Genomic DNA, 26,706 nt, shown 5'->3' with positions numbered 1-26,706 from the left:
GTCCGGATGACCCGTCCAGGCCACGAATGGGGTCAGGCCGGTGCGCGGAGTGACCGAAAGTGGCGGGATCGGACGGATCGCCGCACCGACCCGCGCCCTGACGGGCGGGCATCAGACGACGGGAAGGAACGCTCCGTGGAGTACACATCCGGCGCGGCCTCCTGGCAGAAGGCGCTCCGGCGGGCGATCGCCGCGCTGCTCCGCCGCCCCCGGCAGCGGCGACCCGGGTGGTCGATCGGCGTTCCGCTGATCGCCGCCGCGGCCGGCCTGCTCTTCACCACGACCGCCACCACCGCCGGCGGCACCGCGCTCCGTGAGGACCGGCGACCCCAGCTCAACCAACTCATCGAGGACCGCCGCGCCGACGTGGCGTCGAACGAGGAGCGGGCCGCGGCACTGCGCCGGGAGATCGAGAGCCGCACCACCTCGCTCGCCGAGTCCGACGGGCCGATCCGCGACCAGCAGACCCGCGCCGCGGCGAACCGTCAGGCGGCCGGCTTCACCGGCCTCAGCGGCCCTGGCGTGACGGTCGAACTCGACGACGCGCCCCGACGCAGCGACGGGACCCTCCCCGTGGGGGCCACCAACGACGACCTGGTGGTCCACCAGGGCGACGTGCAGGCGGTCGTCAACGCGCTGTGGGCCGGCGGCGCGGAGGCCATGTCAATCATGAACGTCCGCGTGCTCGCCACCAGCGCGGTACGCTGCGTGGGTAACACTCTGCTGCTGCACGGCCGGGTGTACTCCCCACCGTTCAAGATCGTAGCAATCGGCGATCCCGCTGCTCTTCAGCAGGCCCTCGCCGACTCCAAGGGAGTCCGGGAGTTCAGGGACTTGGTCGACGACTACAAGCTCGGTTACAAGGAGTACGCCTCCTCGACGGTCGACGTGCCGGCATTCGAGGACTCGACGACACTGCGGTCGGCGACGGTGCCGCGGTGAGCAGGCCGCCGGACGAGCGGCGCGACGGTCGCCACCGCGACGCGGGCGACGACCCGACCGCGTTCCTGCCCAAGGTCGACCGGCCGGACCCGACGACTGGCCGCCCCGAGTCCGCGCCGAGCCGCCCGGCACCGTCCGGGAACTGGCCCGACCCCGTCCTGCCCCCACGGCCCTCCGCCCCTGCTCCGGCCCGTCCCGCCGCAGCGTCCCCGCCGCGCGCTCCGTCCGGTCCGGTGGCTCCGGGCACCGCCGCAGCCTCCCCCTTGCGCGCTCCGTCCGGTCCGGCGGCCCCGGGCACCGCAGCGGCCTCCGCCAGCGGCCCGGCCCGGCCCGGCAGTCCGCCGCAGGCCACCGGTCGCCCCACCAACCAGAACTGGTTCCCCACGTCGGCGGCGGCCGGCCGACCTCCGGCCGAGGCGGCCCCGCAGAGCCCCGCCGGCCCGTCCGCCGTCCGACCGCCCGCAGCCGCCGACCCCGGCCGGTCGGCCGGTTCGGGCCCGGCGAGCCCACCCCCGTGGCCGGGCGCCGGTACGGTCCGGCCCGCCGCACCCGCCCCGACCGACGCCCGACCGGGCCAGGCCCCGCGACCGGCCACCCCGACCCAGGCCACCCCGACCCAGGCCACCCCGACCCAGGCCACGCCGCAGGCCGGGACCGCCCGGCCGGCCCAGGACAGCCGGTACGCGGGTGGGCCCGCCGGGCGTCCACCCGCCGACGCCGGCGGGAACCGGCCCGGCCAGGGCGACGCGCCGACGGCGTACATCCCGAAGGTGGGCGTGTCGGACGGCGCCGGCACCCGTCCGACCAGCCCGGCCTCGCCCGGTGGCCCCGACCGCCCCGCCGACCCGGGCGCCACCGCCGTGATCCCGGCGGTGCCCGGGCGTAGGACGAGCGGGGCACCCAAGCCGCCGCCGGTGGACTCCACCGCGCTGATGGGTGCCGTACCGCGCCCGCCGAAGACGGACGAACCGGACGGTGACGGCGCCGACCCGCCCGCGGAGCCGCCCCGGCCGCGCCGTGGCGAGCGGGTCGTTCAGCTGCGCCCGCACCAGACCGGTGAGGGCTACAAGAGCGTCTACTCGGAGCTGACCCGTCCCTCGCTGGCGTCCCGGCTGCGCACGGGCATCCGGGTCAGCGGCGAGGTGCTGATCACCTTCGGCCTGGTGGTGCTCCTCTTCGCCGGATACGAGGTGTGGGGCAAGTCGGCCATCGTCGACGCCCACCAGAACGACCTGAGCCAGCAGCTCGCGCAGGCGTGGGGCCCGACCGGCGACCCGACCGTCGCCCCGAGCGCCTCCACGTCCGCGTCCGTCAAGCCGAAGCCGCCCGTCCAGGGCAAGCCGATCGCCGGCCTCTACATCCCGAAGCTCGACAAGAACTGGGTGGTGGTCGAGGGCGTCACCCAGAAGGACATCCGGTACGCGCCGGGGCACTACCCGTCGAGCGCCATGCCCGGCGGCGTGGGCAACTTCTCCGTCGCCGGCCACCGCAACCGGGCCACCTTCTGGCGGTTGGACGAGCTGAACGAGGGCGACGCCATCGTTGTCGAGGGCAAGACCGAGTGGTACGTCTACCGGGTGACGCGCAACCACATCGTCAAGCCGACCCAGGTCGAGGTGGTGGCGCCCGTCCCGGGCGAGCCCGGGGTGAAGCCGAGGAAGCGGATGCTCACCCTGACCACCTGCAACCCGAAGTTCGACAACTACGAACGCCTCATCATCCACGCCGAGCTGGACCGGGCACAGCCGAAGTCCGCGGGCCGGCCGGCGGAGCTGGGGAACTGAGGGACCATGTACGCCTGGATCTGGCGCAAGCTCCCGTTCGGGCTGCCCGGCAAGCTGGCCGGCAGCCTGCTGCTGGCCACCGCGGCGGTTGCCCTGCTCTGGTACGTGGTGTTCCCGTGGGCGGAGCCCCTCCTGCCCTTCGACGACGTGCAGGTCACCCAGGACTCCGGCGTCCCCGGGGATCCCGGTGGGGACACGGTGCCCGGCGGCGACGACGCACCGACCGGCGACGAGTACGACCTGCCGTACGACACCGACCAGAACAACACACCGCCCCCCTCGGACAGGTGACACCGTGCGCGTCCTGGTGATCGACAACTACGACTCGTTCGTCTTCAACCTCGTCCAGTACCTCGGTCAGCTCGGCGTGGACTGCGAGGTGCGGCGCAACGACGAGATCGACGTCGCGGACGTGGGAAAGACGGGCGCGTCCGGCATCCTGCTCTCACCCGGCCCGGGCAGCCCCGATCGCGCGGGCATCTGCCTGGACGTCATCCGGCAGTACGCCGGCGAGCTGCCGATCTTCGGCGTCTGCCTCGGGCACCAGGCGATCGGTGAGGCGTTCGGCGCCACCGTGACCCGCGCCCCGGAGTTGCTGCACGGCAAGACCTCCGAGGTCCGCCACCACAACACCGGCGTCCTCGCCGGCCTGCCGGACCCGTTCACCGCGACCCGCTACCACTCGCTCGCCGTCCTGCCGGAGACGCTGCCGGACGAGCTGGAGGTGACCGGCTGGACCGGTTCCGGGATCGTGATGGCGATGCGCCACCGGACGCTGCCGATCGAGGGCGTCCAGTTCCACCCGGAGTCGGTGCTCACCGAGGGCGGCCACCTGATGCTGGCCAACTGGCTCGCCGCCTGCGGCTACCGCGAGGCCCTGGAGCGCGCCCCGGAGCTGGCCGCCGAGGTCGACGCCCGCCGCCGCGCCGCCTTCACCACCACCTGACCCACCCCGCCCCGCTTTCCCGCCCTGTTTCCCCGCCCCGCTCCCCGGCCCCGCTCCGCTCCGCGGTTGATCATGAAGTTAGCGGGGACATAACGGGCATTCTTGCCCGCTAACTTCATGATCACCGCACGGTGGGCGGTGGGCGGCGGGCGGCGGCGGGTGGGCGCGGCGGCGTCACCCCCGGCGGTCAAGGCCGCCGGGGGTGGTGGGGAGTCGGGTTACTCGCCGGGGAGGCGGGCGGGTGGGGGTGTCGTCGGGAAGGGGAGGCCGCCTCCGCCGCCGGTGCCGGGGGTGGTGGGCGTGACGCTCGGGGTGATGCTCGGGTCGGGGGTCGGGGTGGTCGGCGTGGGCTCGACCTCCTCGGCCACGGTCACCACGATGGTCACCCTCTTTCCCTTCGCCAGCGTCTTGCCCGGCCCCGGGTTCTGACTGGTGACCTTGCCGGCCTCGTCGGCCGGCACCTCCGCGCCCTCGTCGACCTCCACGTCGTAGCCGTTTGCCTTCAGGTTGGCCTCGGCCTGTTCGCGGGTCTGGCCGACGACGTTCGGCACCTTGCCGACGTTGCCCTTCGAGACCTCCAGCGTGACCTCGCTGTTCTCCGCAACGGCGGTGCCCGCTTCGGGCGTCACCCTGGTGACGGTGCCCTCCGGCTTGTCGCTGTCGACCACCTTGCGAACCGGCACCAGCTTGAGCTCCTTCAGGCGATCGGCGGCGCTGTCGTAGGTGCTGCCGACGAGCCGGGGAACCTCAACCTCCGGCTTGCCGCCGCAGAGCTGCACGGTCACCTGCTGAGTGGCCTCGACCCGTGCATTGGGACTGGGGCTCTGGTTGACGACCGTACCCTCCCGGCAGGTGCTGTTGAACACCTGCTCACCCCGACCGGGTTTCAGACCCGCCTGCTGAATGCGGTCGAACGCCTGCTGCTCGGTGAGGCCGGTTACCGGGGGCACAACGATCTGCTGGTCGCGGTTGCTGTAGAGCAGCGCACCCACCAGGGCGATCACCGCGAGCACACCGACCGCGGCGAAGGTGGCGATCAGCCACGACGAGGCCTTGCGCTGGCGCGGGTCGCCGACCCGGGCGGGAATCTGCCGGGTCTGGGTCGCACCCGCCGCCGGGTAGCCCGCGGCGGACGGGGCCATCTGCGTCGTCTCGTCCTCGCGGAGGACCGGAGTGGCCAGCACCGGCCGGCCGGCGGCGGCGCGGAGCAGGTCGGCCCGCATCTCGCCGGCGCTTTGGTAGCGGTTGAGCGGGTTCTTCGACAGCGCCTTCAGGACGATCGCGTCGACCGCCGGGTTGACGTCCGGGTTGATGTCGCTGGGCGTCGGCGGAGCCTCCCGCACGTGCTGGTACGCGACGCTGACCGGGCTGTCGCCGACGAAGGGCGGGTGCCCGCAGAGCAGCTCGAAGAGAACGCAGCCGGCGGCGTACACGTCGGAGCGGGCGTCGACCGCCTCACCCCGCGCCTGCTCGGGCGACAGGTACTGCGCGGTGCCGATCACGGCGCTGGTCTGCGTCATCGTGGTGGCGCCGCTGGCCAGGGCCCGGGCGATGCCGAAGTCCATGACCTTGACCTGACCGGTCTGGGTGAGCATCACGTTGCCGGGCTTGATGTCCCGGTGGATGATGCCGTGCCGGTGACTGAACTCCAGCGCCGCGCTGATGTCGGCGCAGATCTCCAGCGCCCGGCGGGGCTGGAGCCGCCCCTCCGCGCCGAGCACCTCCTTGAGGGTCCGCCCGTTGACGAACTCCATGACAATGAACGGCAGCGTCTCGCCGGTGGGAGCGGTCTCCTCGCCGGTGTCGTAGACGGCGACGATCGCCGGGTGGTTGAGCGACGCGGCGTTCTGCGCCTCCCGGCGGAACCGCATCTGGAAGGTCGCGTCCCGGGCGAGGTCCGTCCGGAGCATCTTGATCGCGACGTCCCGACCGAGCCGGAGATCGCGACCGCGGTGCACCTCGGCCATGCCGCCGTAGCCGAGGAGCTCGCCGACCTGGTACCTGCCACCGAGCAGGCGGGCCTGCGCTGTCATCGCGTCTGTCGTCCTTCGCTTGTCGTCGTCTCGTCGCTGCCCGACCGGGGCCGTTCCTGTCGACGGTACGACGTTCCAGCCGGATCGTCGTGCCCGGCGGGCCGCAGCACGCCGGACGGCACCGTCCGCGAGCCGGGCGCACCGGGTTCACCGGATGCACCGTTCTCCCGCAGGGAGTAGGAAATCACGCCGGAGCAGACGAGGACCAGTACGGCCAGGAGGATGGCGACGAACACCATTCCGGGACGGGACCGACGGGGCTGCGGCGGTGGGGCGGGCGGGACCGGCTGGCGGGCGTACCCGGCCTGTCGCTCCTGCTGAACGGGGGCCGGCGGCACCGGGGCGGCACCTCGCGGCCAGCCCTGCTGCACTGCCGGCGGGCGCGGCGCCGACGGCGTTGCGGCGGTGGCACGTGCCGAGACCGGCGGGCGGGGCGGCTGCGAGGTCGCGGCCGGCGGCCGGTGCGCGACCGGAGGACGCGACGTCGAGGGCGGCGGTACCTGGGCGCGGCCGGGCGGCGCGGCCGGCGAAGCCGGAGCCGGCGAGACCGGACCCGCATGGCCGGTGGCCCGGGACTGCTGGGAGAGCTGCACCTTGAGCTGCCGGGCCACCCCGGCCAGCGCGGCGGCACTCGGCCACCGGGCCGCCGGGTCCTTCGCCAGGGCGCGCTCGACCACTGCGCAGACCTGCGGCGGGATGTCGTGCGGCAGCGGCCGGGGGGACTCCCGGACGTGCCGCATCGCGATCTCCAGGGGGTTGTCGCCCTCGAAGGGCCGGCGACCAGCGAGGCACTGGTACGCGACCACGCCGAGCGCGTAGACGTCCGAGGCGGGGGTGGCGACCTGGCCGGTGGCCTGCTCCGGGGAGATGTACGAGGCGGTGCCGAGCACCGAACCGGCGGCGGTGAGCTGCGCCACCAGGTCGGACCGGGCGATGCCAAAGTCGGTGAGCACCAACGTGCCGTTCGGCCGGACGAGCAGGTTGCCGGGCTTCACGTCCCGGTGCACGATGCCCTTCACATGGGCCGCGTGCAGGGCGTCGGCGGCCTGGGCGACCAGCGCCATCGTGCGGGCCGGGGTGAGCCGGCCGACCCGGCTGAGGGTGGCCGACAGGGCGTCGCCCTCGACGTACTCCATCACCAGGAAGGCGATCTGCTGGTCGCTGCCGAAGTCGTAGATGTCGACCACGCCGGGGTGGTTGATGGTCGCCATCGTCCGCGCCTCGCCACGGAACCGCTCGGCGAAGTCGGGGTCGTCGAGCAGCGCGGGGAGCAGGCTCTTGACCGCGACCGTACGCCCCAGCACCTGGTCGGTGCCGCGCCAGACGTCGCCCATGCCCCCGCTGGCGATCCGCTCGTCGAGGCGGTAGCGGTTGCCGAGCTGCACCCCCGGGCTGAGCATGTCAGCGGCCCCCGGGATCGTTGATCGCGGCCCGCATGATCTGGCCGGCGATCCGGGCCGCCTCGGCGCTGCCGCCGCTGCCGGCCTCCTCCAGCACCACGCAGACCGCGGAGACCGGGTTGCCCTGCTTGTCGAGGGCGAAGCCGATGAACCAGCCGTGGTCGGGGCGGTTCGGCGCGGACTGGGCGGTGCCGGTCTTGCCTCCGACGGTGTAGCCGCTGATCCGGGCGTTCCGGCCGGTGCCGTTCTCGACCACGCTGACCATCATGTCGCGCAGGTCGTTGGCGACCTGGCCGCTGACCGGCTGGCGCAGCTCGCGGGGCTGGGCGGTGTAGTAGTCGGTGGTCCGGTCCGGGCCGAGCACCTGGCGGACGAGGTACGGCCGCATCTGCCTGCCGTCGTTGCCGACCGTGGCGGCGATCAGGGCGCCCTGGAGCGGGGTCATCCGGACGTTGTTCTGGCCGATCGAGGACTGGGCCAGCGCCGCCGGGTCGGTGCTTCCGTCCGGGTTCTGCATGTCGCCGGTCCGGCTGGCCGCCACACCCAGGCCGCCTTCGCCGAGCCGGCCGACGGTCAGGTCCTCGTCCTCGAACCCGAACTGGCGGGCCTTCTCCTTGACCGTGTCGGCACCGAGCCGGACGCCGAGCTGCGCGAAACCGGTGTTGCACGACTGGGTGACCGCTGTCAGCAGGGTGACCTGCGGCTGCGGGCAGATCGTCCGGACGGCGTTGCGGATCGGCTGGCCGGACGTGGGCGGCGTGTACTCGGGGCCGGCCGGGATCTGCGTGTTCTGCCCGATCCCGTTCTCCAGGGCGGCGGCGGCCACCACGATCTTGAAGGTGGAGCCGGGAGGAAGCACCTCGCCGACCGCGCGGTTCTTCAGGGGGCCGTCCGGGTCCTGTTCCAGCTTGTTGTACGCCGCGGTGGCCGTGTCGCTGTCGTGGCTGGCCAGCGGGTTCGGGTCGAAGCTCGGCATGGAGACCAGCGCCTGCACCGCACCGGTACGCGGGTCGATGGCGATGGCCGCGCCCTTGCTGACGTCCTGACGGTTGTTGCGGAGCTGCTCGTACGCGACGTTCTGCGCCTGCTTCGAGACGGTGAGCAGGACGTTGGCGCCACCGGTCTGGTCCCCGGTGAACATGTCCTTCACCCGGTTGGCGATCAGCCTGTCGCTGGTGCCGGCAAGGAAGTCGTTCTCGGACTTCTCGATGCCGGTCTCGGCCAGGTTGACGGGCTTGTACCCGAGGATGTGGGCGTACTCCGGCCCCTTCGGGTACGTGCGCTGGTACGTCAGCTCGCCACTGGTTTCCCGGCTGACCGCGAACGCGGTGCCCCCGGCCTCGATGTTTCCGCGCTTGCGCTTGTACTCGTCGACCTGGACGCGGCCGTTGTAGTCGCTGGTGCGGTACTCGTCGGCCTTGTAGGCCTGGATCCAGTTCAGGTTGGCGAACAGCAGCCCGAACAGGACCATCACAACGACACCGACGCGGCGCAGAGGTGCGTTCACGGCTTGATCACCTCCGTGGGGGCACCGTGAAGCTGCTCCGGCGGGCCGCCGGAGGGTCGGGCAGCCGTGCCGCCGCCACCCACCGGGCGCCGCGCGCCGTCCGAGACCCGGAGCAGGACCGCGATGAGCAGCCAGTTCGCCATGAGCGACGAGCCACCGGCGGAGAGGAACGGAGTGGTCTGACCGGTGAGCGGGATCAGCTTGCTGATCCCGCCGACGATCACGAAGACCTGGAGGCCGAGGGTGAAGGCCAGGCCGCCGGCGAGGAGCTTGCCGAACGAGTCCCGTACGGCCAGCGCGGCGCGCAGGCCGCGCTCGACGATGAGCAGGTAGATCACCAGCAGGGCGGAGAGACCGAACAGGCCGATCTCCTCACCGATGCCGGCGAAGATGAAGTCGTTCTGCACCTCGGGCAGCTTGCCCGGTTGGCCACCGCCCGGGCCGGCGCCGAAGAGGCCGCCGGTGCCGAGCGCGAGCAGCCCCTGCACCAACTGGTAGCCGTCCTCGTACGGATCGGCGAAGGGGTCCAGCCAGATCTGCGCCCGCAGGTAGAAGTTCGCGAACGGCCCACCGACGCTCTCACCCAGGACGTACGCCAGGTAGGCGCCGCCGAAGAAGAGCACCAGACCGATGAGCAGCCAGCTGACGCGTTCGGTGGCGATGTAGAGCGTCACCACGAACATGCCGAAGTAGAGCAGCGAGGTGCCCAGGTCCTTCTCGAAGACGAGGACCAGGAGGCTGATGATCCAGACCACCAGGACCGGCCCGAGGTCCCGTCCGCGCGGAAAGTCGATGCCGAGGATCCGGCGACTGGCCAGCGACAGCACCTCGCGCTTGCGCACCAGGTAGTACGCGAAGAACGCCAGCAGCGCCAGCTTGGCGAACTCACCGGGCTGGATCGAGAAGCCACCCACCCGTACCCAGAGCTTCGCGCCGTTGATCTCGGAGATGCTCGCCGGCAGCACCGCCGGGAGCATCACCAGCACGATGCCGGCCAGGCCCAGGGTGTACGCGTACCGGGAGATCGAGCGGTGGTCCCGGACCAGGGCGAGCAGGCCCGCGGCGAGGATCACCGACGCGAGCGTCCAGGCGAGCTGGCGGCCACCGGTGCCCGCGAAGATCGCCAGGTCCTCGCGTTCGGCGGGCGCGGCGTCGGCCAGGTCGAGCCGGCGCAGGAAGCCCACGCCCAGGCCGTTGAGCAGCGCGACGGCCGGCAGCAGTGCCGGGTCGGCGAACGGCGCCAGGAAGCGGATCACCATGTGCAGCCCGAAGAACACCGCGGTGAGCGCGGCGGCCGGGATCCAGAAGTCCGGGGTGACCGTGTCGAGCACGTTCGCCTCGACCATCGCCCCGTACGCGGCCACCAGCACCATCGCCAGCAGCAGCAGCGACAGCTCGGCGTTGCGCCGGGACCGGGCCAGGCGTGCGCCGGGCTGCTCGCCCGCGGTGGCGGGCGAGGTTGCCGGAGTTGCCGCTGCGGTCACGGATCGTCCTGAGGGTTCGAGCCGGCGCTCACTCGGGCGACCGGCAGGCCGCCGGATCGAGCGACGGGGTGACGGTGTCGGAGGGCTCGGCGTCGGGCGAGGTGGTCGGCGCGACCGGCGTACCGGCGGGGACCGTGGCGCTCGGCGCTCCCGCCGTGGTGGCCGGGGTCGGTGACACCGGACGGCCGGACGGCGCCGGAGCGGGCGTCGTCACCGCGACCGCGCTCGGGGTCGGGATCGGCGGGCAGACCGGCTTGAGGTTCGGGTTCTTCGGGTCGTCGCTGGTCAGCTCGGCCAGGCGACGGGCCGCGTCGGGCTCGCTCTTGGCCGGTATGCCCTGCTTGACCTGCTCCTGCGCGGCCAGGGTGAGGTCGTCCAGCTCGGCCGGGCTGACGGAGTGCTCCGTGGAGAGGTCCATCCCGGCGATCTGGCCCTGGATGCCCTTGAACACGGCGACGTGACCGTCCTCGGTGGCGCCCACGTAGTACTGGCGCTGGGTGTAGCTCCAGCCACCGAAGACCGCACCGCCGAGAAGGACCAGCAGCGCCAGGGTCATCGCCGCGGCCCGGATCGGGCGGTGCCGCCGGTGCTCGGGCTCGTCGTCCGCGCCCGCGGCGGGCTCCTCCGGAGCGGCCGGACGCGGCGCGGAGAGCGCGGACGCCCGGGCGGCCGGGGTGGAGACGTCGGCGGAGGTCGCCATGCCCCGGTCGCGGGCGGCGGCGCCGCCGACGATCGGGGTCGCCTCGACGATGTCCTGGTCGGTCGCGTCGGCGATGATCACGGTGATGTTGTCCGGGCCACCGCCGCGCAGGGCGAGCTGCACCAGCCGCTCGACGCACCGCTGGGGATCGGTGTACTCGCGCAACGTGTCGCCGATGGTGTCGGCGCTGACCACGCCGGAGAGGCCGTCGCTGCAGATCAGGTACCGGTCGCCCCGGAGCACCTGACGGACGGAGTACTCCGCCTCGATGTCGCGGCCGTCGAGCGCGCGGGTCAGCAGCGACCGCTGCGGGTGGCTGCTCGCCTCCTCGGCGCTGATCCGGCCCTCGTCGACGAGCATCTGGACGTACGTGTCGTCCTTGGTGATCTGCGCGAACTCACCGTTGCGCAGGAGATAGGCCCGCGAGTCGCCGATGTGGACCATGCCCAGTTTGCTGCCGGAGAAGAGGATCGCGGTCAGCGTGGTCCCCATCCCCTCCAGCTCTGGGTTGGCGTCCACCGTCTCGCGGAGCTGCTGGGTGGCGGCGCTCACGGCCGAACGCAGCGCGTCGACGAGGGCGTCCCCCGGGACGTCCTCGTCGAGCGGCGCCATGGCACCGATGACGATGTTGCTCGCGACGTCACCGGCGGCCATGCCGCCCATGCCGTCGGCGACGGCAAGCAGCCGCGGTCCGGCGTAGACGGAATCCTGGTTGCCGTCTCGGATCAGACCGCGGTCGCTGTGGGCCGCGTAGCGCAGGGTCAGAGTCATGGCCGTAATTCGAGAGAAGTGCGGCCGATCCGGATCGGCACGCCGAGGGGGACGGGGGTTGGTCCGGTGACCTTAGCGCGATCCAGGTACGTGCCGTTAGTCGAGCCGAGGTCCTCGACGAACCACTGCCCGTCGCGCGGCACGAGCCGGGCGTGTCGCGCCGAGGCGTAGTCGTCGGTGATGACGAGGGTGGAGTCCTCGGCCCGACCGATCGTGATCTGCGCTTCACCGAGAGTGATTCGCGTGCCGGCCAGTTGACCCGCCGTGACCACCAGTTGGTGGGCCGCCCTGCCCCGCTTGCCCTTGGCCTGCTTCGCCGGCTGCCCGAGGGACGCTCCGACCGCCCGGGGGGCGGCCACCAGCCGACCCGACCGGGCGCCCGCGAAGAGATCCCGCCGGATCACGCCGACCACCGTGAACACGAAGATCCACAGCAGGATGAGGAACCCGAACCGGGCGACGGTGATGACGAGTTCCGGCAAGGCGGATCAGCCGTCCACGCGGAACGTCAGCGTCGTGGTGCCGAGCTGGACCATGTCGCCCGGGTTGAGGGCGACCGCCGACACCCGCTGGCCGTTGACCATCGTGCCGTTGGTGGAGCCGAGGTCGGTCAGCACGACCTGACCGCCGTCGAAGTCCAGCCGGGCGTGCCGGCGGGAGATGCCGACGTCGGGCAGACGCAGGTTGGCCTGGTCGCCACGGCCGATCACCGTCGAGCCCATCTGCAGCGGGTACGTGCGCCCGTCGCCGGAGACGAGCCGCACGTTGCGGCCGCCGCCGTGGCCCGGGGGCGGGCCGTAGCCGCCACCCTGGTCGTACGCGGGGTACGCGGGCGGGCCGGCGTCGTAGCCGGGCGCGGGGGCGACCTCGCCACCCGTGTAGACCTCGGCGGTGACCCGGAACATGCCCGTGTCCAGTCCCTCGCCGCGTTCGATCTCGACGATCACGTCGCCGTAGACGGTCCACGCCTGCTCGCCGATGAACTCCGCCTGCGACTGGGCCAGTTCCTGGGCCAGCGCGGCGGCGTACGGCGCCAGCCGACTGTGGTCGTACGGCGAGAGATCGATCACGTAGCGGTTGGGCACCAACGTGCGCCCACCGGCCAGGATCGCCTTGTGCGCCTCGGCCTCCCGCTGCATGGCGTTGAGGATCTCCACGGGGTGGACCACCCCTTTGAAGACCTTGGCGAAGGCCCCCTCGACCAGGCCTTCCAGACGCTTCTCGAAGCGTTGCAGCACGCTCACCGGCTCCTCCTCGGGTCCCGAGGACATGATGGTATCCGGCCGGCGCGCGCGCAGCTCACACGCCGCTCGGCCGTGGGGGCGGCGGCCCCTTCTCGGGGGCCTAAAATCCCGTGCTACTCTTTCGTCCGCCACGAACGGTAACCGTCTGTGGCAACGGCCGGGAGCCTGGGTAGGATGGCCGGGCCCGCTGGGAACGGCGGGACCGACACCGACTACAGTGTTCGAGGTCAGCCACGGGGATGTGGCGGAATGGCAGACGCGCACGGTTCAGGTCCGTGTGCCCGAAAGGGCGTGGGGGTTCAACTCCCCCCATCCCCACCATGCGACGAGGGCTCCGCAGCTTGCGGGGCCCTTGCTCCATTCCGGGGCGTGCCGTTCGTCACGCTATGCTCCGATGGTTTCTGCCTCCGACGGACCAGGAGTGGCGTTGTGAGTGTCGCGTTCGTGACCGGGTCGGGCGGGCTGATCGGCTCCGAGGCGGTCCGGCACTTCGCCGGCCTCGGTCTCGATGTCGTCGGCATCGACAACGACATGCGGCAGGAGTTCTTCGGCGCGGAGGCGTCGACCGCCTGGAACGTCCGCCGGCTGACCGACGATCTGGGTGGCGCGTACGCGCACCACAGCATCGACATCCGGGACCGGGACGCGCTGGCGAAGCTCTTCGTCCGGTACGGCTCCGATGTCGCCGTGGTGATCCACACCGCCGCCCAACCGTCGCACGACTGGGCCGTCCGGGACCCGTTCACCGACTTCGACGTGAACGCCGGTGGCACCCTCAACGTGCTCCAGAACGTGCGGCAGCACTGCCCCGAGGCACCGGTGATCCACTGCTCCACCAACAAGGTCTACGGCGACCGGCCGAACAGCCTGCCCCTGGTGGAGCGGGAGACCCGCTGGGAGATCGAGCCCGGCCACCCGTACGAGCAGGGCATCCGCGAGGACATGTCGATCGACGCCTGCCTGCACTCCGTGTTCGGCGCCTCGAAGGTGGCGGCGGACATCATGGTGCAGGAGTACGGCCGCTACTTCGACATGCGGACCGCCTGCTTCCGGGGCGGGACGCTGACCGGTCCCGCGCACTCCGCCACCGAGCTGCACGGCTTCCTCGGCTACCTGATGCGGGCCAACATGGAGCGCCGGACGTACAAGATCTTCGGCTACCAGGGCAAGCAGGTCCGGGACGCCATCCACAGTTCGGACGTGGTGTCCGCGTTCGAGGCGTTCTTCCGCAACCCGCGCTCGGCCGCGGTCTACAACCTCGGTGGCGGCCGGCACTCCAACACCTCCATGCGCGAGGCGTTCGCCCTGGCCGAACAGATCACCGGCCAGGAGATGATCTCGGAGTACGTCGAGGCGAACCGGATCGGCGACCACAAGTGGTGGATCGGGTCCAACGAGGCGTTCCAGGCCGACTACCCGGACTGGAAACAGGTGTACGACGTACCGATGATCATGCGTGAGATCTACGAGGCCAACGTCGACAAGTGGGTACCCGAGCCGTGAACCGGGGCAAGAAGAACGTCCTCGGCGTCCTGGTCGACGCCACCGACTACGCCGACGCCACCGAGCGGGTGGTGACGGCGGCCCACGACCGGCGCCCGCTGGCGCTGACCGCGCTCGCCGTGCACGGCGTGATGACCGGTGTCCTCGACCCGGCCCACAACGCCCGGCTGAACTCCTTCGACGTGGTCACCCCGGACGGCCAGCCGGTGCGCTGGGCGCTCAACCTGCTGCACGGCGCGGGGCTGACCGACCGGGTCTACGGCCCCGAGCTGACCCTGCGCGTGCTGTCCCGCTTCGCCGACGAGGGACTGCCCATCTACCTGTACGGCTCGACCGAGGAGACCCTCGGGCGGCTGATCCCCGCGCTGGAGCGGATGTTCCCGGCCCTCAAGATCGCCGGGGTGGAGCCGTCGAAGTTCCGGGCCGTGCAGCCGGGCGAGGACCGGGAGATCGCCGACCGGATCCGGTCCAGCGGCGCACGGCTCCTCCTGGTCGGGCTCGGCTGCCCCCGCCAGGAGGTCTTCGCGTACGCCATGCGGCCCCTGCTGGACATGCCGCTGATGGCCGTCGGGGCCGCCTTCGACTACCACGCCGGGCTGCTGCGCCAGCCCCCGGCGTGGATGCAGCGCGCGGGCCTGGAGTGGTTCTGGCGTCTCGGCCTGGAGCCCAAGCGGCTCTGGCGGCGCTACGTGATCCTCAACCCGGCCTACCTGGCCCGCCTGGCGGCGCAGAAGTCGGGCCTGTGGAAGGCACACCCGCCGGCCCCGGCCACGGAACGCCTCGACAGTTTCGCGGTCTGACCCACCCGACCCGCACGGCGCGAGGCCCCTTCCGGATCGGATCCGGGAGGGGCCTCGGCCGTGGGAACAAGGCTCTAGACGTTCAACGTCCAGGTGTTGATGTAGCCGGTGTCGTAGCGGTAGACGTCCCGGACCTGGAGGCGCCAGGTGCCGTCGGCCGCCTCACCGGACAGGTTCACCGTGTAGGTGGCGTTGACGTTGTCGGCGCTGTCCGAGCTGCTGCTGTTCTTCAGCCGGTACGCCGACCCGTCCGGCGCGATCAGGTCGATGACCAGGTCACCCCGCCAGGTGTGCACGATACTCACCGCCACCGTCGAGGTCGCCAGGGCGGCCCGGCCGCAACCGGAGATGGTGATCGAGCTGCTCACCGCGGAGCCGGCGTCCGGGATCGCGACGTCCGTGCCGTTGGTGCCGGTGCAGCCGGGGGGCGGCGGAGGCGGCGGCGGGGTGGTGCCGCCGTCACCGACGTAGAGCAGCTTGTTCGGCGAGCCGGTGCCGGGGCTGGTCACCACGTTGCTGGTGGCGCTGTTGACCAGGGCGTCGCGGACCTGCTGCGGGGTGTACGACGGGTTGGCCGAGAGCACCAGCGCCGCGCCGCCGGCCACGTGCGGGGAGGCCATCGACGTGCCGCTGATGGTGTTCGTCGCGGTGTCGCTGTTGTACCAGGCCGACGTGATCGACGAGCCGGGCGCGAAGATGTCCAGGCAGGTCCCGTAGTTGGAGTACGACGCCCGCGCGTCGGTGCTTGTCGTCGCGCCGACGGTGATCGCCGAGGCGGTACGGGCCGGCGAGGAGTTGCACGCGTTGGCGTTGCTGTTGCCGGCCGCCAGCGCGTAGGTCACTCCGGAGCTGATCGAGTTGGCCACCGCGGTGTCGAGGGCGCTGCTGGCCCCGCCACCGAGGCTCATGTTGGCCACGGCCGGCTTGACCGCGTTGGCGGTCACCCAGTCGACGCCGGCGATCACCCCGGCGTTGGTGCCGCTGCCCGAGCAGTTGAGCACCTTGACCGCCACCAGCCGGGTGCCCTTGGCCACCCCGTACGCGGAGCCGCCCACGGTGCCGGCGACGTGCGTGCCGTGGCCGTTGCAGTCGGTGTTGTTGCTGTCGACGGTGTTGGTGCCCCAGGTGGCGCGACCGCCGAAGTCCGAGTGCGACGTCCGGATGCCGGTGTCGAGGATGTACGACGTCACGTTGGTCGCCGTGTTCGGGTACGTGTACGAGCTGTTCAGCGGCAGCGCCCGCTGGTCGATCCGGTCGAGTCCCCAGGACGGGGGGTTCGTCTGGGTGCCGGCGATCGACACGGTGTGGTTCTGCTCGACGTACGCCACCGCGGGGTCGGCCGCCATCCGGGCCGCCGCCCTGGCGCTCATCCGCATCTCGGCACCCCGTACGGCGGTGCTGTACGTCCGGACCGTCGTGCCGCCGTGGCGGCTCGCGAGCCGGTTCACCGACGACCCGACGGTGGTCCGGCTGACCGCGCTGTCCTTGAAGACGACGATGTAGCTGTCCGCGACGGCGGTCGCACCACCGGCGGCGCGGACGGTGCCGACGGGCTCGGCGGCCATGGCCGGCGTGGCCGTGGCGACCATGGCCAGCGCGGCCACCCCGACGAGAACGGACCTGCGTGGAAGACCCATCTCCCTACCTCCCTCCGATCGGACGCCGACCGTCCACCCGGTCGTGACGGGCGGATCGATGAGTACCGATCGAGCTGAGGGTAGAGCGCGGCGGAGCCGAAGATATACATGCCGATTTGCCCATAGCACCGGTGGGATGCCCCCTACGGGGACCGGCTACGGGACCAACGGGGGCCCGGCCCGGATTCGCGGAGCCGCCGAACGGGAAAAGCTGTCCCGCATGGAGAGTCATCTCGCCGTCCTGCTGCCCCTCGCCGCCGTCTGGCTCACCGCCGGTGCGCTGGCCGACGGGCTGCCCCGGCTGGATCGGGCCCGCACGCTGCGCCGGCGTACCGGACAGGTCCTCGCCCTGACCGTGGCCGCCCTCGGCCTCACCGCCGCGGTCGGAGTCGCCGGGCTCTCCGCCGACGGCGGGACGGCGGCGGACCGCGCCGCCGCCGGCCTCGCCCTCGCCGTGGTCCCGGCGGGTGCCGCCGCGGTCTGCGCCGTACGACGCATGAGACGCCTGTGGGCCGGTGCCTGCGCCTTCACCACCGCGCCCGACACACCGGCCCCGCACGGCCTGCGGGCCGCCGCGGCGCACCCGCTGATCGGGCTACCCGTGCAGGTGACCGGCCTGGCGATCCTGCCGGCGGTGGTGGCGACCGCGATGCCGGAGCTGGTGACCCGGACCGGCGCGGGCGGACCGGCGATCACCGTCGGCGTCCTGGGCGTCGCGGCCATCGGGGTCCGCCACGCGCTCCGGCACAGCCGCCTCGCGGAGCGGGCGATGCCGGAGCGGGCGTCAGCGCGAACGGCCGCCCGGCCCCTGCACGTATAGCAGCTCCAGGATCGCCCGGGTCGCCTCGAACCAGCGGTCCAGCCAACCGGGCGGCGGCACGCTGCCCTTCGGCGGCAGCTCCAGCAGCAGGCCGCGCAGCAGCGGGTGGTCGGCCAGCGAGCCGGCCGGCTCCATCGACCAGGCACCGGTCGGGAACGACGGCTCGGTGAGCGGGTTCGGGTCCAGCGACGGCAGCGTGAGTGGCGGGCTCGCCTGCTCCGTCGCGGCGGGGCCGTCCTCCCGGCCACCGACCTCGGTGTCGGTCGACACCACCTCGGTCAACACCGTGTCCCGGCGCGCGCCGCGGTACTTGCCGCCGAACCGTTCCGGCTTGCCCGGTCCATTGGTGAGGTTCTCTGACCCGATCGTCGTCATCGTCCCGCCTGCCTCGTTCGGTTGCCGATCCGCGGTTTGTCGACCAGCGCCGTTCTTCAGAGGTACAACGAGACGGGAGCGTTGTGGCGACGGGAATCCCGGCCGATCCCTGGCCACCCGGCCCCCGAGCCGGACGCGGACACGACGGCATCCCCGTACGGCCCGGGGCCGTACGGGGACACTCGCTGCCCGGGTATCAGGCCCGGCTGAGGCCGCCGTCCCTGGCGCCGGCGACGAAGGCACGCCAGTCACCCGGGCTGAACACCAGGGCGGGACCCGTCTTGTCCTTCGAGTCCCGGACCCCGACGGCCCCGGTCACGTACGCCACCTCCACGCAGTTGTCGCAGTTCGGCCCGCTCTTCGAGCTCTTGAACCAGGCTGCCTGCGTCAGGTTCACCGAGAACCTCTTGGTCGCCATTTCCACAACGGCTCCTCTGCCAGTTTCGCGATGTGTGCGACGGACTCCTCCGGACGGATGGCCGCGGCACGGATGTGATCGAAGATGAAGCTGTACTTCTGCAGTTCGTCGCTCTTCTCCAGGAAAAGCCCACCCGTGGCGTTCTCCGCGTACACGACGTCCGGATCACCGGGCTCGGGGAAGCTGAGGATCGTGAAGGTCCCGTCCATACCGGCGTGCGCTCCCACCTCGAAGGGCAGGATCTGGAGCGTCACGTTCGGCAGCTCGGCCACCTCCACCAGCCGTCGGAGCTGGTCACGCATGACCGTGTCCCCGCCCACCGGCCGGCTCACCACCGCCTCATCGAGCACCACCCACAGATCGACCGGATCATCCTGCGTCAACAACGACTGACGGCCCAGTCGGACACGCACCCGTTGTCGTACTTGTTCGGCCGTGAAGTCGGGACGCGCGGCGCGGATCATGGCGCCGGCGTACTCCTCGGTCTCCAGCAGGCCGGGAACCACCTGCTGCTCGTACGCGCGGATCGAGCTGGCCGCCGCCTCCAGCCCGACGTACGCGCCGACCAGCACCGTGCTGTACGGATGCCACCAGCCCTTCTGCCGGGCCTCGCGGGCGATCTGCACCAGCTCGTCGCTCTCGGCGCCCACCACCCCGTAGATCCGGAGCATGTCCCGCACGTCCCGCGGGGTGGCCGAGGTGTGCCCGGTCTCGATCCGCGAAATCTTGGAGGCCGAGCACTCCAACTGCTCGGCCACGGCTTCGATGGTGATTCCCGCCGCCTCCCGCTGACGACGCAGTTCGGCGCCGAGCCGACGTCGCCGGATGGTCGGGCTCCGCCGCTCACTCACGGCTGGCCCCGCCGTCCGTTCCGGACCACTGGCTGCTGGCCGTCACCCGCCACCTCCGCCTTGGACGCGCCGCTGTCGTCCACCCGCCGGGTCCCGGCGCGGGGCGGGGCGGGCGTTCGCGGCGGGGAGTGGTACGGGTCGTCGACCGGCCGCGACGGGCGAAACCGGATCTCAGTGTGCCGTCCAAATGCGAACGTCTTCAAGCGTCGCTTCGCGCGTGGCGCTCACGTATCGGCAAAAGTCGACGTGCAACTTGCATCCCGCACGACGCTGATGCACTCTGTGCGTATGACACGGGTCACTGACCGTCTCCGTCCGCTTCCCCGCCGTGGTGATGCCGCGGCGATCCGGACGCGGGCCGGCGAGGACTCGTCGCCAGCGACAACCAGACCTGCACCGGGGAGATGACCCCGCCGCTGCACGCCTGATGGCTGCGGCGGCGGGAGCGGCACCCGGAGCAGCCGGGTGTTGGTCGGGTGGCGACCCGCCACCAGCGGGAAGCCACCCGACCACCACCGCACGCACGCCGGTTCCACGAGGCACGACCCCGTTGCCGGGCCAGGAGAAACGTCCCCCACCCAGCCCTGCCGGCCCGCCCGCCGGCCAACCATCCCAGGAGCCCATGTGCTTCCCCGCTCCGGTGACGTACTGCACGTGACTCGCGCGGCGAGTGTCCAGTTCATCCGACCCATCACCTTCCGGGTGATCCGGGTCCTCGACTGGCCGACCTACGACGGTTGGTTCTGGCTCGACGGCTACGAGTTGAACGCATCGGGGGACGCGGTCAACCGTCGGTCGATCTTCGTACAGCGGCAGGGGCTCGAGGTGCTCCAGACCGCACCGCAGCCGCGTCAGCACGCGGTCCGCGCACCACGCCGGCCCGTCGTCCGCACTCCCGTCCGGGTGGGCTGACCTCCGCGATCGGCCGCCGGGGGGCGTGCCGCGGCCATAGAATCGGTACGCCCACCCCGGCACGTTCCACCCCGCGCCTCCAGGACCCTGAACCTGGGATGGCCATGGTCAATCACACCGCCGCCCGGCGGCCCCACCTCTGGAACATCGCCTACGCCTTCGGACTCCTGGCGCTCCTCGGCGTCGCGACCGCACTCGTGGTCGTGGTCCGGGAACCCGCCCTCTCGTCCGCCCAGCTGACCGCGCCGGTGCCCGCACCGGAGATCACCGTGGTCGACGAGGACCCTCCGGACGACGTCGGAGCCGACCCCTTCGGGGAGCCCTTCGCCCTGGAGGAACCGGACGGTTTCGGAGGCGCCGTCCCCGGTACCGCAGACCCCGCCACGGAGCCGTCCTCCGGGCCGCACGACGTCGCACACGGCGCACCGCCGTCGGCGGAGGACGTCCGAAGGTCACTGTTCTGGTCGGGCGTGTTCGGGCTGGCCATCTCGCTGGCCGGGCTGGGCCTGGTCGGCACCAGACGCCGGATGTGGTGACCCGGCCGCTCAGTCGGTGGGTGTCGGCTCCGCGCTCGGGGTCACCGTCGGGCTGGCCGGGGTGCGCTCGCCCCGGGAGACCACCAGCGTGACCTCCTCACCCTCGGACACCAGCTCGCCCGCCTCCGGGTCGGTCTCCAGAACGGTGCCGGCGGGGCGGCCGGAGGTCCGGTACTCCACCCGGTACGCGAGACCCGACCGGTCCAGAATCCCCTGCGCCGTCGCCAACGGCAGGTTCACCAACGGGGGCATCGGCACCTCCACCGCCTCGGTGGTCGGCGGCGCAGACGGGGAACTGCTCGTGGGGGCGGCGGACGTGGTCGGCGCCCCGGTGGTCGGCGATGCGCGGGTCGGGGATTGCGAAGGCGACGATGTCGGTGTCGGAGTCGTCGCGTCGTCGGCGGACCGGAGCGCCAGCCACAACCCGCCGCCGACGAGGGCGAGCAGCAGCAGCGCCAGCACGCCCCACAGGATGGGCAGCCACCAGGGCCGGCCGCCCGGCTCCTCGGCGTACCAGTCGGCCGGCTCGCGGTAGTCCGCCGGCCGTGGCCCCGGGACCTCCGCCCGGCCGGACCAGGCCGGCGGGGTCGACCGGTCCGGCGGCAGCGGCGCGGTGCGGTCCACCGGGGCGGTGCGGTCCGCGGGCATCGGCCGGGTCGCGTCCTCCGGCGCCGGTGGTCCCGCGGCGGTCCGGTCGGCCGGTCCGGGCAGCCGTTGCGTACGGTCGGCGGGCTCGTCCCCGCTCGGGCCGGTGGGCGGGAGCGGTCGGGTGCTGTCGTCGTACTCCCCGGGGTTGCGCTCGCTCATCGCACGTCCCTTCCCGGCCCGGCGCGCGCCTCGCGGCCCCTGCCCGTCAACCTAGCGGTCCGGCGACAGAACGGCCGGGAGCGGCGTGCCGCACCGCCTCAGGGGGTCGGTACGGCTGTCGGCGTCCCGGAGGCCGCGACCTCGCACCAGATCGACACGCGGTCGTTCCAGCGCGCTGTGCTGTCGGCGGCCGGCTCCTGGCGGTTGACCACGCCGGTCCTGCGCAGGCGGTAGGAGGGATAGAAGCCATCCTCGACGAGTTCGTCCGCCGCCTCCGAACAGCTCTCGCCGATCAGGTCGGGCACCGTGGCGGCGGGGGCCGGGCCACTGACGTAGAGGGTGACCGTCCGGCCCGGCGACACCTCCTGGCCGACCTCGGGGTACGCGCGCTCCACCGCGCGCCCGGTGCCCGAGCCGAAGATCAGCCGCCAACCGAGCCGCCGGTCACGAAGCTCCTCGCGGGCCTTCTCGAAGTCCATGCCCACCACCGGTGGGACGGTCGCCCCGTCGGTGCGGGCCGGCGCGGTGGTGCGCGGTGGCGTCGACCGGGGCCGCTCCGAGGAGGGGGCGGCGCTCGACCGGGCGGTGCTCGGGGAACTGCTCGCCGGGGCCGACGCCCGTCCGGTCGCCTCGTCGTCCGCGCCGGCCAGCAACCAGCCCCCGGTGGCGCCGATCGCCGCGAGCAGCGCGACGGCCAACCCGCCACCCAGCATCAGGGTCAGCCGGTCCGGCCCGGCGTCGCCGCCCGCACCGTGCTCCGTGTTTCCATCCGTCATACCGCCACCGCCTCGCTCACCGGCGACCGTACCGGGCACGACCAACCGCGCTGCGTCACGGGGCACCCGCACGACTCGCCGCGCCGGTCCCGGGGCGCTACGCTCCCCGGCATGGCCAGACGGGGCTGGGGAGGATCGATCGCGACCGCGGTCGGTGTCGCTGCGGGCGCCGGTGCCGCCCAACTGGGCTTCGGCTACGGCCTGGGCATCATCGACTGGGCCCCGCCCGAGGGCACCGCCGACGTGGCGAGCTGGGTGGCCGGCCTGATCTGGGCGACCTGGATCGCCGCCACCTCCACCGTCGCCGGTGCCGTCTGTGCCCGCTGGCTGCGGGACCGCGCCACCGATCCCGACGCTTCCGACACGCCCTCCGACACGCTCGGGTCGCTGGCACTGGCGGTGGCCGCCGTGCTCGGCGCGTCGATCACCGTCCTGCTGGTGGCCGTACCCGCGCGGGTGGCGGTGGCGCCGGAGACCTCGTCGCCCCGGACCGTCGCCGCGACGTACGCGACCGTCGGGCTGCTGCTCGGGGTGCTGACGGCCCTCTGGGCGCTGCGCTCCCGGGCCGCCGCCACCAACGTGCTCGCCACGGTCGGCTGGCTCTGGGCGCTCGCGGTGGTCGCGGTACTGGACGGCGTCCTCGCCGGGCGTGGCCTGACCACCGCGCAGCTCGGCATCTGGCAGCTCAGTGCGAACGACCCGGCCTACTGGATCCGGGACTGGTTCTACTGGCCCGGCGCGGTGTTGTCGCTCGGGTCCGCCCTGCTGATCGGCGCACTGGCGGCCCGGAGGGCCGCGCGCCACGCCGACCGCCGGATCGGTGCCGCCGCCTCCGGGGCGGCCGGGCCGCTGCTCGTGGCGACCGCGTACCTCGTGGCCGTGCCGGGGCTCACCACGATCGACCCGCAGCAGCTGTCGGCGCACCTGATCGCGCCGTACGCCGTGATCGTCGGCATCGGCGGCTCGGTCCTGGTGGCGGCGCTCGCCCAGCGGGCGTCCCGTCGGGCCGCCGCCCGTGCCGCGGTCCCGACGCAGCGCACCGGCGAGCCGTCGACCGCCGGTGAGACGCGCGGCGACGACGCCCGCACGCCGGACGACGGACGGACGGACCCGACCGGCGCGGACACCGGCCCCGACGGTTCCACTCCGGTCACCGACACCCGGCCCGGCACCGCGTCCCCGGCCAGCGGGACGTCGACGGTCGAGGTCACCCCGATCGTCATGGAGCCGCCGACGGCGAGCCCGGTCGGGCGGACACGGACCGAGCCGACACCCACCGAGCCGGCACCGACCGCGACGATCCCCGCGCAGCGGACCGGCGCGGAGCCGGCCACCGGGGACGGATCGGACACCACGCCCGAGGCCGCACCGCCGACGCGGCGTCCCCGCGCCCCGCGCCGCCCCCGCTGACCCGCCGGCCGGGAAGACCGCCGTGGCCGGCGCTCAGTCGACCGGCCAGGTGTGCACCGGCTCGTTGCCGCGTTGCAGTTCGGCGTAGCGCTGCACCATGTGGTGCAGGGCGGCGTTACGGTCCATGCCGCGGTGCCGCTCGGCCGCCCAGACCGTCTCGGTCTGCCACACCGCGCCGTTGCGGCCGGTACGGCAGCGCTGCTCGATGATGCCGAGCAGCCGGTCCCGCTCGACCGGCGACACCCCGAACCGGTCCAGGCCGGTCGCGGCCGTGGGCAGCAGGACGTCGAGGACCAGCTTGGTCACCGGCACCTCGCCGAGGCGGGGCCAGTGCAGGACGGCGTCCATCCCGCGCCGGGCGGCGGCGTGGAAGTTCTCCTCGGCGGAGCTGAAGGTGAGCTGGCTCCAGATCGGCCGATCCGCCTCGGCCAGTCCCCGGGCCAGCCCGAAGTAGAAGGCGGCGTTGGCCAGCATGTCGACCACGGTCGGCCCGGCGGGGAGCACCCGGTTCTCCACCCGCAGGTGCGGGCGGCCGTTCATGATGTCGTACACCGGGCGGTTCCAGCGGTAGACGGTGCCGTTGTGCAGGCGCAGCTCGCCCAGCTCCGGTACGCCGCCGGCGTGCAGCACCTCGACCGGGTCCTCCTCCTCGCAGATGGGCAGCAGCGGGGGGAAGTAGCGGACGTTCTCCTCGAACAGGTCGAAGATCGAGGTGATCCAGCGCTCCCCGAACCACACCCGGGGGCGTACGCCCTGCGCCTTGAGCTCGTCCGGGCGCGTGTCGGTGGCCTGCTGGAACAGCCCGATCCGGGTCTCCGCCCAGAGCTGCCGGCCGTAGAGGAACGGGGAGTTGGCCCCGACGGCCACCTGGACGCCGGCGATGGCCTGGGAGGCGTTCCAGTAGTCGGCGAAGCTGTCCGGTGCGACCTGGAGGTGGAACTGGAGACTCGTGCAGGCGGCCTCGGGGGCGATCGAGTCGGTGTGGGTCCGGAGCCGCTCGACGCCCCGGATGTCCAGCTCGATGTCCTCGCCCCGGGCACCGACGATCTGGTCGTTGAGCACCCGGTAGCGCTCGTTGGTGGACAGGTTGTCGGCGACCAGGTGGCGCTCGGTGAGGGTGGGCAGGATGCCGACCAGCACGATCTTGACGTCCGACTTCGCCGCCCGCTCGTCGGCTCGGGAGAGGCTGCTGCGCAGGTCCTGCTCGTAGTCGGCGAAACCGGCGCCCTCGATCAGCCGGGGCAGCGCGTTCAGCTCCAGGTTGAACTGCCCCAGTTCGGTCTGGAAGAGCGGGTCCGCGATGTCGGCGAGGATCTGTTCGTTGCGCATGGCCGGCTCGGCGGCGGAGTCGACCAGGTTCAGTTCGATCTCCAGCCCGGTCATCGGCCGGTCCGCGTCGAACCCGAAGTCGTCCAGCATCAGAGCGAAGACATCCAGACAACGCCGGACCTTCTGCCGGTAGCGGACCCGGTCCTCGCGGGAGAAGGCGCCCTGCTCGACGTCCCTGCCCATGTAGTCCTCCCGGCGCGTGGCGCGTCGAAACGGTGCCGTTCCGTAGCGCGTTGTGAACTATCCACGGTAAGAGCGGGCCCCTCGCCGGGACCAGAGGCCGCAATCGGTGATCGTACGGATCGATCCGGTGACCGGCGAGGGGCGCGTGTGCGCTGGGATCACTACCCAGGTCGGAGCCCTTCCACCGGCCGGAGAGGCGAACGGGTCGTGACAATTCGCACCCTGGGACGACGCGGTCCGCGTACGGGACCGGGCCCGCGCCTGGTGCGGCGCGGGCCCGGTTTCCGGTGCGAGGGATCAGGCCTGACGAACGGCCTCGCCCTCGATCTCGATCTTGATCTTCTTGCCGACCAGCACGCCGCCGGTCTCCAGGGCGACGTTCCAGGTCAGGCCGAAGTCCTCCCGGTCGATTTCGGTGGTGGCGGAGAAGCCGAAGATGTCCTGGCCGAAGGGGCTGCGGCCGACGCCCTCGAACACGACCTCCAGGTCGACCGTGCGGGTGACGCCCTTCACGGTCAGCTCACCGGAGAGGACGAACTCGTTGCCGTCCTGGGACTTCACGCCGGTGCTGCGGAACTCCAGCGTCGGGAACTGCTCGGCGTCCAGGAACTCGGCGCTGCGCAGGTGCGCGTCCCGGTCGGCCTGCTTGGTGTCGATGCTCGCGGCCTGGATCGTGGCGGTGACCGAGGACTGCAGCGGGTCCTCGGCGACGGTGATCGTCGCGGAGGCGTCGGCGAACTCGCCGCGTACCTTGCTGACCATCATGTGCCGGGCGACGAAGCCCACGCGCTTGTGCGCCGCGTCCAGCAGGTAGGTGCCGGCGGTGGGGATGGTGAGGCCGTCCCAGTCGCGGGTAACCGGTGCGGTGCTGGTCATGTGAACTGCCCTCCGAGAAGATTTGTTTAGTAGCCCAACGACTGCCTCAGCAACTATAGCGGGCGAAACATTCCCCGTGTCAAGGACTGTTAGGATGAGCGGGTGAACGAGAACGTGTTCGACGACCCCCGGATCACCGCTGTCGGCCTGCTCGTCGAGGCGCACGCCGGGCTGTCGGCCCGGTTCGCCGCCCAGTTCGAGGAACACGGCCTCTCACCCGTCGAGTTCGAGGTGCTCACCCGGCTCGCCCGTTCCCCGGGCAACCAACTCCGGATGACCGACCTGGCGGCCCAGACCTCCCTGTCGACCAGCGGCGTCACCCGGGTTGTCGACCGGATGGAGCGGGACGGGCTGCTCACCCGCCGCGCCTGCCCCTCCGACCGGCGCAGCTCGTATGCAGTGGTCACCGCCGCCGGCCTGCACCGTCTCGACAAGGTCCTCCCGGGCCACCTGCGGATCATCGAGCAGTGGTTCACCGGTCAGCTCGACCCCGAGTCGCTGCGCGCCCTGCTCGACGGGCTGCGCCGGGTGCGGGACGCCGTCCACCCCGGTGCCACCGCCGGCAGCACCGACCCCGCCCACAGCGAGGGTGCGGCCGCCTCCGGACGGTGAGCGACGCTGCCGCGACCACCGGCAGAAAGACCGGCAGAACCACCGCCCGC

General features: G+C 72.4%; 26 protein-coding genes and 1 tRNA gene. 12 read left to right on the top strand and 15 right to left on the bottom strand.

Translation table 11 applies throughout. The features are described from left to right. The first annotated feature begins 135 nt into the window (after positions 1-135). The 4 genes from ACIBR0_RS07000 to ACIBR0_RS06985 are packed head-to-tail and all read left to right on the top strand — an operon-like array spanning position 136 to position 3,672. Positions 136-942, top strand: coding sequence for a DUF881 domain-containing protein (locus tag ACIBR0_RS07000; protein WP_396713076.1), 807 nt, complete (start codon positions 136-138; stop codon positions 940-942). After that, on the top strand, positions 939-2,726 hold the full coding sequence (locus tag ACIBR0_RS06995) for a class E sortase (RefSeq protein WP_396713075.1): 1,788 nt from the start codon (positions 939-941) through the stop codon (positions 2,724-2,726). The genes ACIBR0_RS07000 and ACIBR0_RS06995 overlap by 4 nt, the downstream gene beginning before the upstream one ends. Before the next feature lie 6 nt (positions 2,727-2,732). Continuing rightward, entirely contained in the window at positions 2,733-3,017 is a 285-nt protein-coding gene (locus ACIBR0_RS06990; RefSeq protein WP_396713074.1) for a hypothetical protein, read from the top strand. Positions 3,018-3,021: 4 nt separating this feature from the next. Beyond that, positions 3,022-3,672, top strand: coding sequence for an aminodeoxychorismate/anthranilate synthase component II (locus ACIBR0_RS06985; RefSeq protein WP_396713073.1), 651 nt, complete (start codon positions 3,022-3,024; stop codon positions 3,670-3,672). 218 nt (positions 3,673-3,890) lie between these two features. Here ACIBR0_RS06985 and pknB read toward each other — a convergent pair whose 3' ends face one another. Genes pknB through ACIBR0_RS06950 form a run of 7 tightly spaced genes read right to left on the bottom strand, consistent with a single transcriptional unit; the run spans position 3,891 to position 12,838 of the window. Further along, a complete protein-coding gene (gene pknB / locus ACIBR0_RS06980; RefSeq protein ID WP_396713072.1) occupies positions 3,891-5,705 on the bottom strand; it encodes a Stk1 family PASTA domain-containing Ser/Thr kinase in 1,815 nt (604 codons plus the stop codon). Then, the gene (locus tag ACIBR0_RS06975; protein WP_396713071.1) at positions 5,702-7,105 is read right to left on the bottom strand and encodes a protein kinase; all 1,404 of its coding nucleotides are present in this window, start codon (positions 7,103-7,105) and stop codon (positions 5,702-5,704) included. The genes pknB and ACIBR0_RS06975 overlap by 4 nt, the downstream gene beginning before the upstream one ends. A gap of 1 nt (position 7,106) precedes the next feature. Then, a complete protein-coding gene (locus tag ACIBR0_RS06970; protein WP_396713070.1) occupies positions 7,107-8,612 on the bottom strand; it encodes a peptidoglycan D,D-transpeptidase FtsI family protein in 1,506 nt (501 codons plus the stop codon). Next, positions 8,609-10,096, bottom strand: a complete 1,488-nt coding sequence (locus ACIBR0_RS06965; protein WP_396713069.1) for an FtsW/RodA/SpoVE family cell cycle protein — start codon at positions 10,094-10,096, stop codon at positions 8,609-8,611. Before ACIBR0_RS06965 ends, ACIBR0_RS06970 begins: the two co-directional genes overlap by 4 nt. Before the next feature lie 28 nt (positions 10,097-10,124). Beyond that, positions 10,125-11,567 carry a protein phosphatase 2C domain-containing protein gene (locus tag ACIBR0_RS06960; RefSeq protein WP_396713068.1) on the bottom strand — a complete coding sequence of 481 codons (1,443 nt, stop codon included), beginning with the start codon at positions 11,565-11,567 and terminating at the stop codon, positions 10,125-10,127. Continuing rightward, positions 11,564-12,049 carry an FHA domain-containing protein gene (locus ACIBR0_RS06955; RefSeq protein WP_357034261.1) on the bottom strand — a complete coding sequence of 162 codons (486 nt, stop codon included), beginning with the start codon at positions 12,047-12,049 and terminating at the stop codon, positions 11,564-11,566. The genes ACIBR0_RS06960 and ACIBR0_RS06955 overlap by 4 nt, the downstream gene beginning before the upstream one ends. Positions 12,050-12,055: 6 nt before the next feature. After that, on the bottom strand, positions 12,056-12,838 hold the full coding sequence (locus ACIBR0_RS06950; protein ID WP_120729181.1) for a DUF3662 and FHA domain-containing protein: 783 nt from the start codon (positions 12,836-12,838) through the stop codon (positions 12,056-12,058). A 208-nt stretch (positions 12,839-13,046) separates the two neighbouring features. Here ACIBR0_RS06950 and ACIBR0_RS06945 point away from each other — a divergent pair. The 3 genes from ACIBR0_RS06945 (at position 13,047) to ACIBR0_RS06935 (ending at position 15,114) form a co-directional block, all read left to right on the top strand. Next, positions 13,047-13,132: transfer RNA gene (locus ACIBR0_RS06945), tRNA-Leu, on the top strand. Positions 13,133-13,240: 108 nt separating this feature from the next. After that, complete coding sequence (locus tag ACIBR0_RS06940) at positions 13,241-14,314, top strand: NAD-dependent epimerase/dehydratase family protein (protein WP_396713067.1); 1,074 nt, start codon at positions 13,241-13,243, stop codon at positions 14,312-14,314. Beyond that, on the top strand, positions 14,311-15,114 hold the full coding sequence (locus tag ACIBR0_RS06935; protein ID WP_396713272.1) for a WecB/TagA/CpsF family glycosyltransferase: 804 nt from the start codon (positions 14,311-14,313) through the stop codon (positions 15,112-15,114). Before ACIBR0_RS06940 ends, ACIBR0_RS06935 begins: the two co-directional genes overlap by 4 nt. A 74-nt stretch (positions 15,115-15,188) precedes the next feature. Here the strand turns inward: ACIBR0_RS06935 and ACIBR0_RS06930 are convergent, their stop codons facing one another. Beyond that, positions 15,189-16,751 (bottom strand): S8 family peptidase, encoded by a 1,563-nt coding sequence (locus ACIBR0_RS06930; protein ID WP_396713066.1) that lies wholly within the window; start codon positions 16,749-16,751, stop codon positions 15,189-15,191. Between the two features lie 220 nt (positions 16,752-16,971). On the opposite strand from ACIBR0_RS06930, the gene ACIBR0_RS06925 reads away from it, so the two are divergent. Beyond that, complete coding sequence (locus tag ACIBR0_RS06925) at positions 16,972-17,571, top strand: hypothetical protein (RefSeq protein WP_396713065.1); 600 nt, start codon at positions 16,972-16,974, stop codon at positions 17,569-17,571. Here ACIBR0_RS06925 and ACIBR0_RS06920 read toward each other — a convergent pair. The 3 genes from ACIBR0_RS06920 to ACIBR0_RS06910 all read right to left on the bottom strand — a co-directional run bounded on the left by ACIBR0_RS06920 (position 17,536) and on the right by ACIBR0_RS06910 (position 19,215). Next, positions 17,536-17,946: a hypothetical protein gene (locus ACIBR0_RS06920; RefSeq protein ID WP_357039488.1), complete on the bottom strand. Its 411-nt coding sequence runs from the start codon at positions 17,944-17,946 to the stop codon at positions 17,536-17,538. The genes ACIBR0_RS06925 and ACIBR0_RS06920 overlap by 36 nt on opposite strands. A gap of 196 nt (positions 17,947-18,142) precedes the next feature. Then, positions 18,143-18,364 carry a DUF397 domain-containing protein gene (locus ACIBR0_RS06915; RefSeq protein WP_396713064.1) on the bottom strand — a complete coding sequence of 74 codons (222 nt, stop codon included), beginning with the start codon at positions 18,362-18,364 and terminating at the stop codon, positions 18,143-18,145. Next, on the bottom strand, positions 18,340-19,215 hold the full coding sequence (locus ACIBR0_RS06910; RefSeq protein WP_396713063.1) for a helix-turn-helix domain-containing protein: 876 nt from the start codon (positions 19,213-19,215) through the stop codon (positions 18,340-18,342). Before ACIBR0_RS06910 ends, ACIBR0_RS06915 begins: the two co-directional genes overlap by 25 nt. A gap of 624 nt (positions 19,216-19,839) precedes the next feature. Here ACIBR0_RS06910 and ACIBR0_RS06905 point away from each other — a divergent pair. After that, positions 19,840-20,127, top strand: coding sequence for a hypothetical protein (locus tag ACIBR0_RS06905; protein WP_396713062.1), 288 nt, complete (start codon positions 19,840-19,842; stop codon positions 20,125-20,127). 98 nt (positions 20,128-20,225) lie between these two features. Next, positions 20,226-20,663, top strand: a complete 438-nt coding sequence (locus ACIBR0_RS06900) for a hypothetical protein (protein WP_396713061.1) — start codon at positions 20,226-20,228, stop codon at positions 20,661-20,663. Between the two features lie 9 nt (positions 20,664-20,672). Here the strand turns inward: ACIBR0_RS06900 and ACIBR0_RS06895 are convergent, their stop codons facing one another. Then, complete coding sequence (locus tag ACIBR0_RS06895; protein WP_396713270.1) at positions 20,673-21,311, bottom strand: PASTA domain-containing protein; 639 nt, start codon at positions 21,309-21,311, stop codon at positions 20,673-20,675. A gap of 257 nt (positions 21,312-21,568) precedes the next feature. Then, positions 21,569-22,246 (bottom strand): PASTA domain-containing protein, encoded by a 678-nt coding sequence (locus ACIBR0_RS06890; protein WP_396713060.1) that lies wholly within the window; start codon positions 22,244-22,246, stop codon positions 21,569-21,571. A gap of 111 nt (positions 22,247-22,357) precedes the next feature. Here ACIBR0_RS06890 and ACIBR0_RS06885 point away from each other — a divergent pair, with 111 nt between their 5' ends. Then, positions 22,358-23,656, top strand: coding sequence for a hypothetical protein (locus tag ACIBR0_RS06885; RefSeq protein WP_396713059.1), 1,299 nt, complete (start codon positions 22,358-22,360; stop codon positions 23,654-23,656). 33 nt (positions 23,657-23,689) lie between these two features. Here ACIBR0_RS06885 and ACIBR0_RS06880 read toward each other — a convergent pair whose 3' ends face one another. Both ACIBR0_RS06880 and ACIBR0_RS06875 read right to left on the bottom strand, forming a co-directional pair. Then, a complete protein-coding gene (locus ACIBR0_RS06880) occupies positions 23,690-25,168 on the bottom strand; it encodes a glutamate--cysteine ligase (protein WP_396713058.1) in 1,479 nt (492 codons plus the stop codon). 297 nt (positions 25,169-25,465) lie between these two features. Continuing rightward, positions 25,466-26,044 carry a YceI family protein gene (locus ACIBR0_RS06875; RefSeq protein WP_357032086.1) on the bottom strand — a complete coding sequence of 193 codons (579 nt, stop codon included), beginning with the start codon at positions 26,042-26,044 and terminating at the stop codon, positions 25,466-25,468. Positions 26,045-26,146: 102 nt separating this feature from the next. On the opposite strand from ACIBR0_RS06875, the gene ACIBR0_RS06870 reads away from it, so the two are divergent. Continuing rightward, positions 26,147-26,656, top strand: a complete 510-nt coding sequence (locus ACIBR0_RS06870) for a MarR family winged helix-turn-helix transcriptional regulator (RefSeq protein WP_396713057.1) — start codon at positions 26,147-26,149, stop codon at positions 26,654-26,656. Positions 26,657-26,706 lie beyond the last annotated feature (50 nt).

Origin of the sequence: Micromonospora sp. NPDC049497 (genome assembly GCF_044465805.1) — a bacterium.
Classification (GTDB): Bacteria; Actinomycetota; Actinomycetes; order Mycobacteriales; family Micromonosporaceae; genus Micromonospora.
Note: the sequence above shows the minus strand (reverse complement) of the source record. Positions and strands in the feature narration are given on the sequence as shown.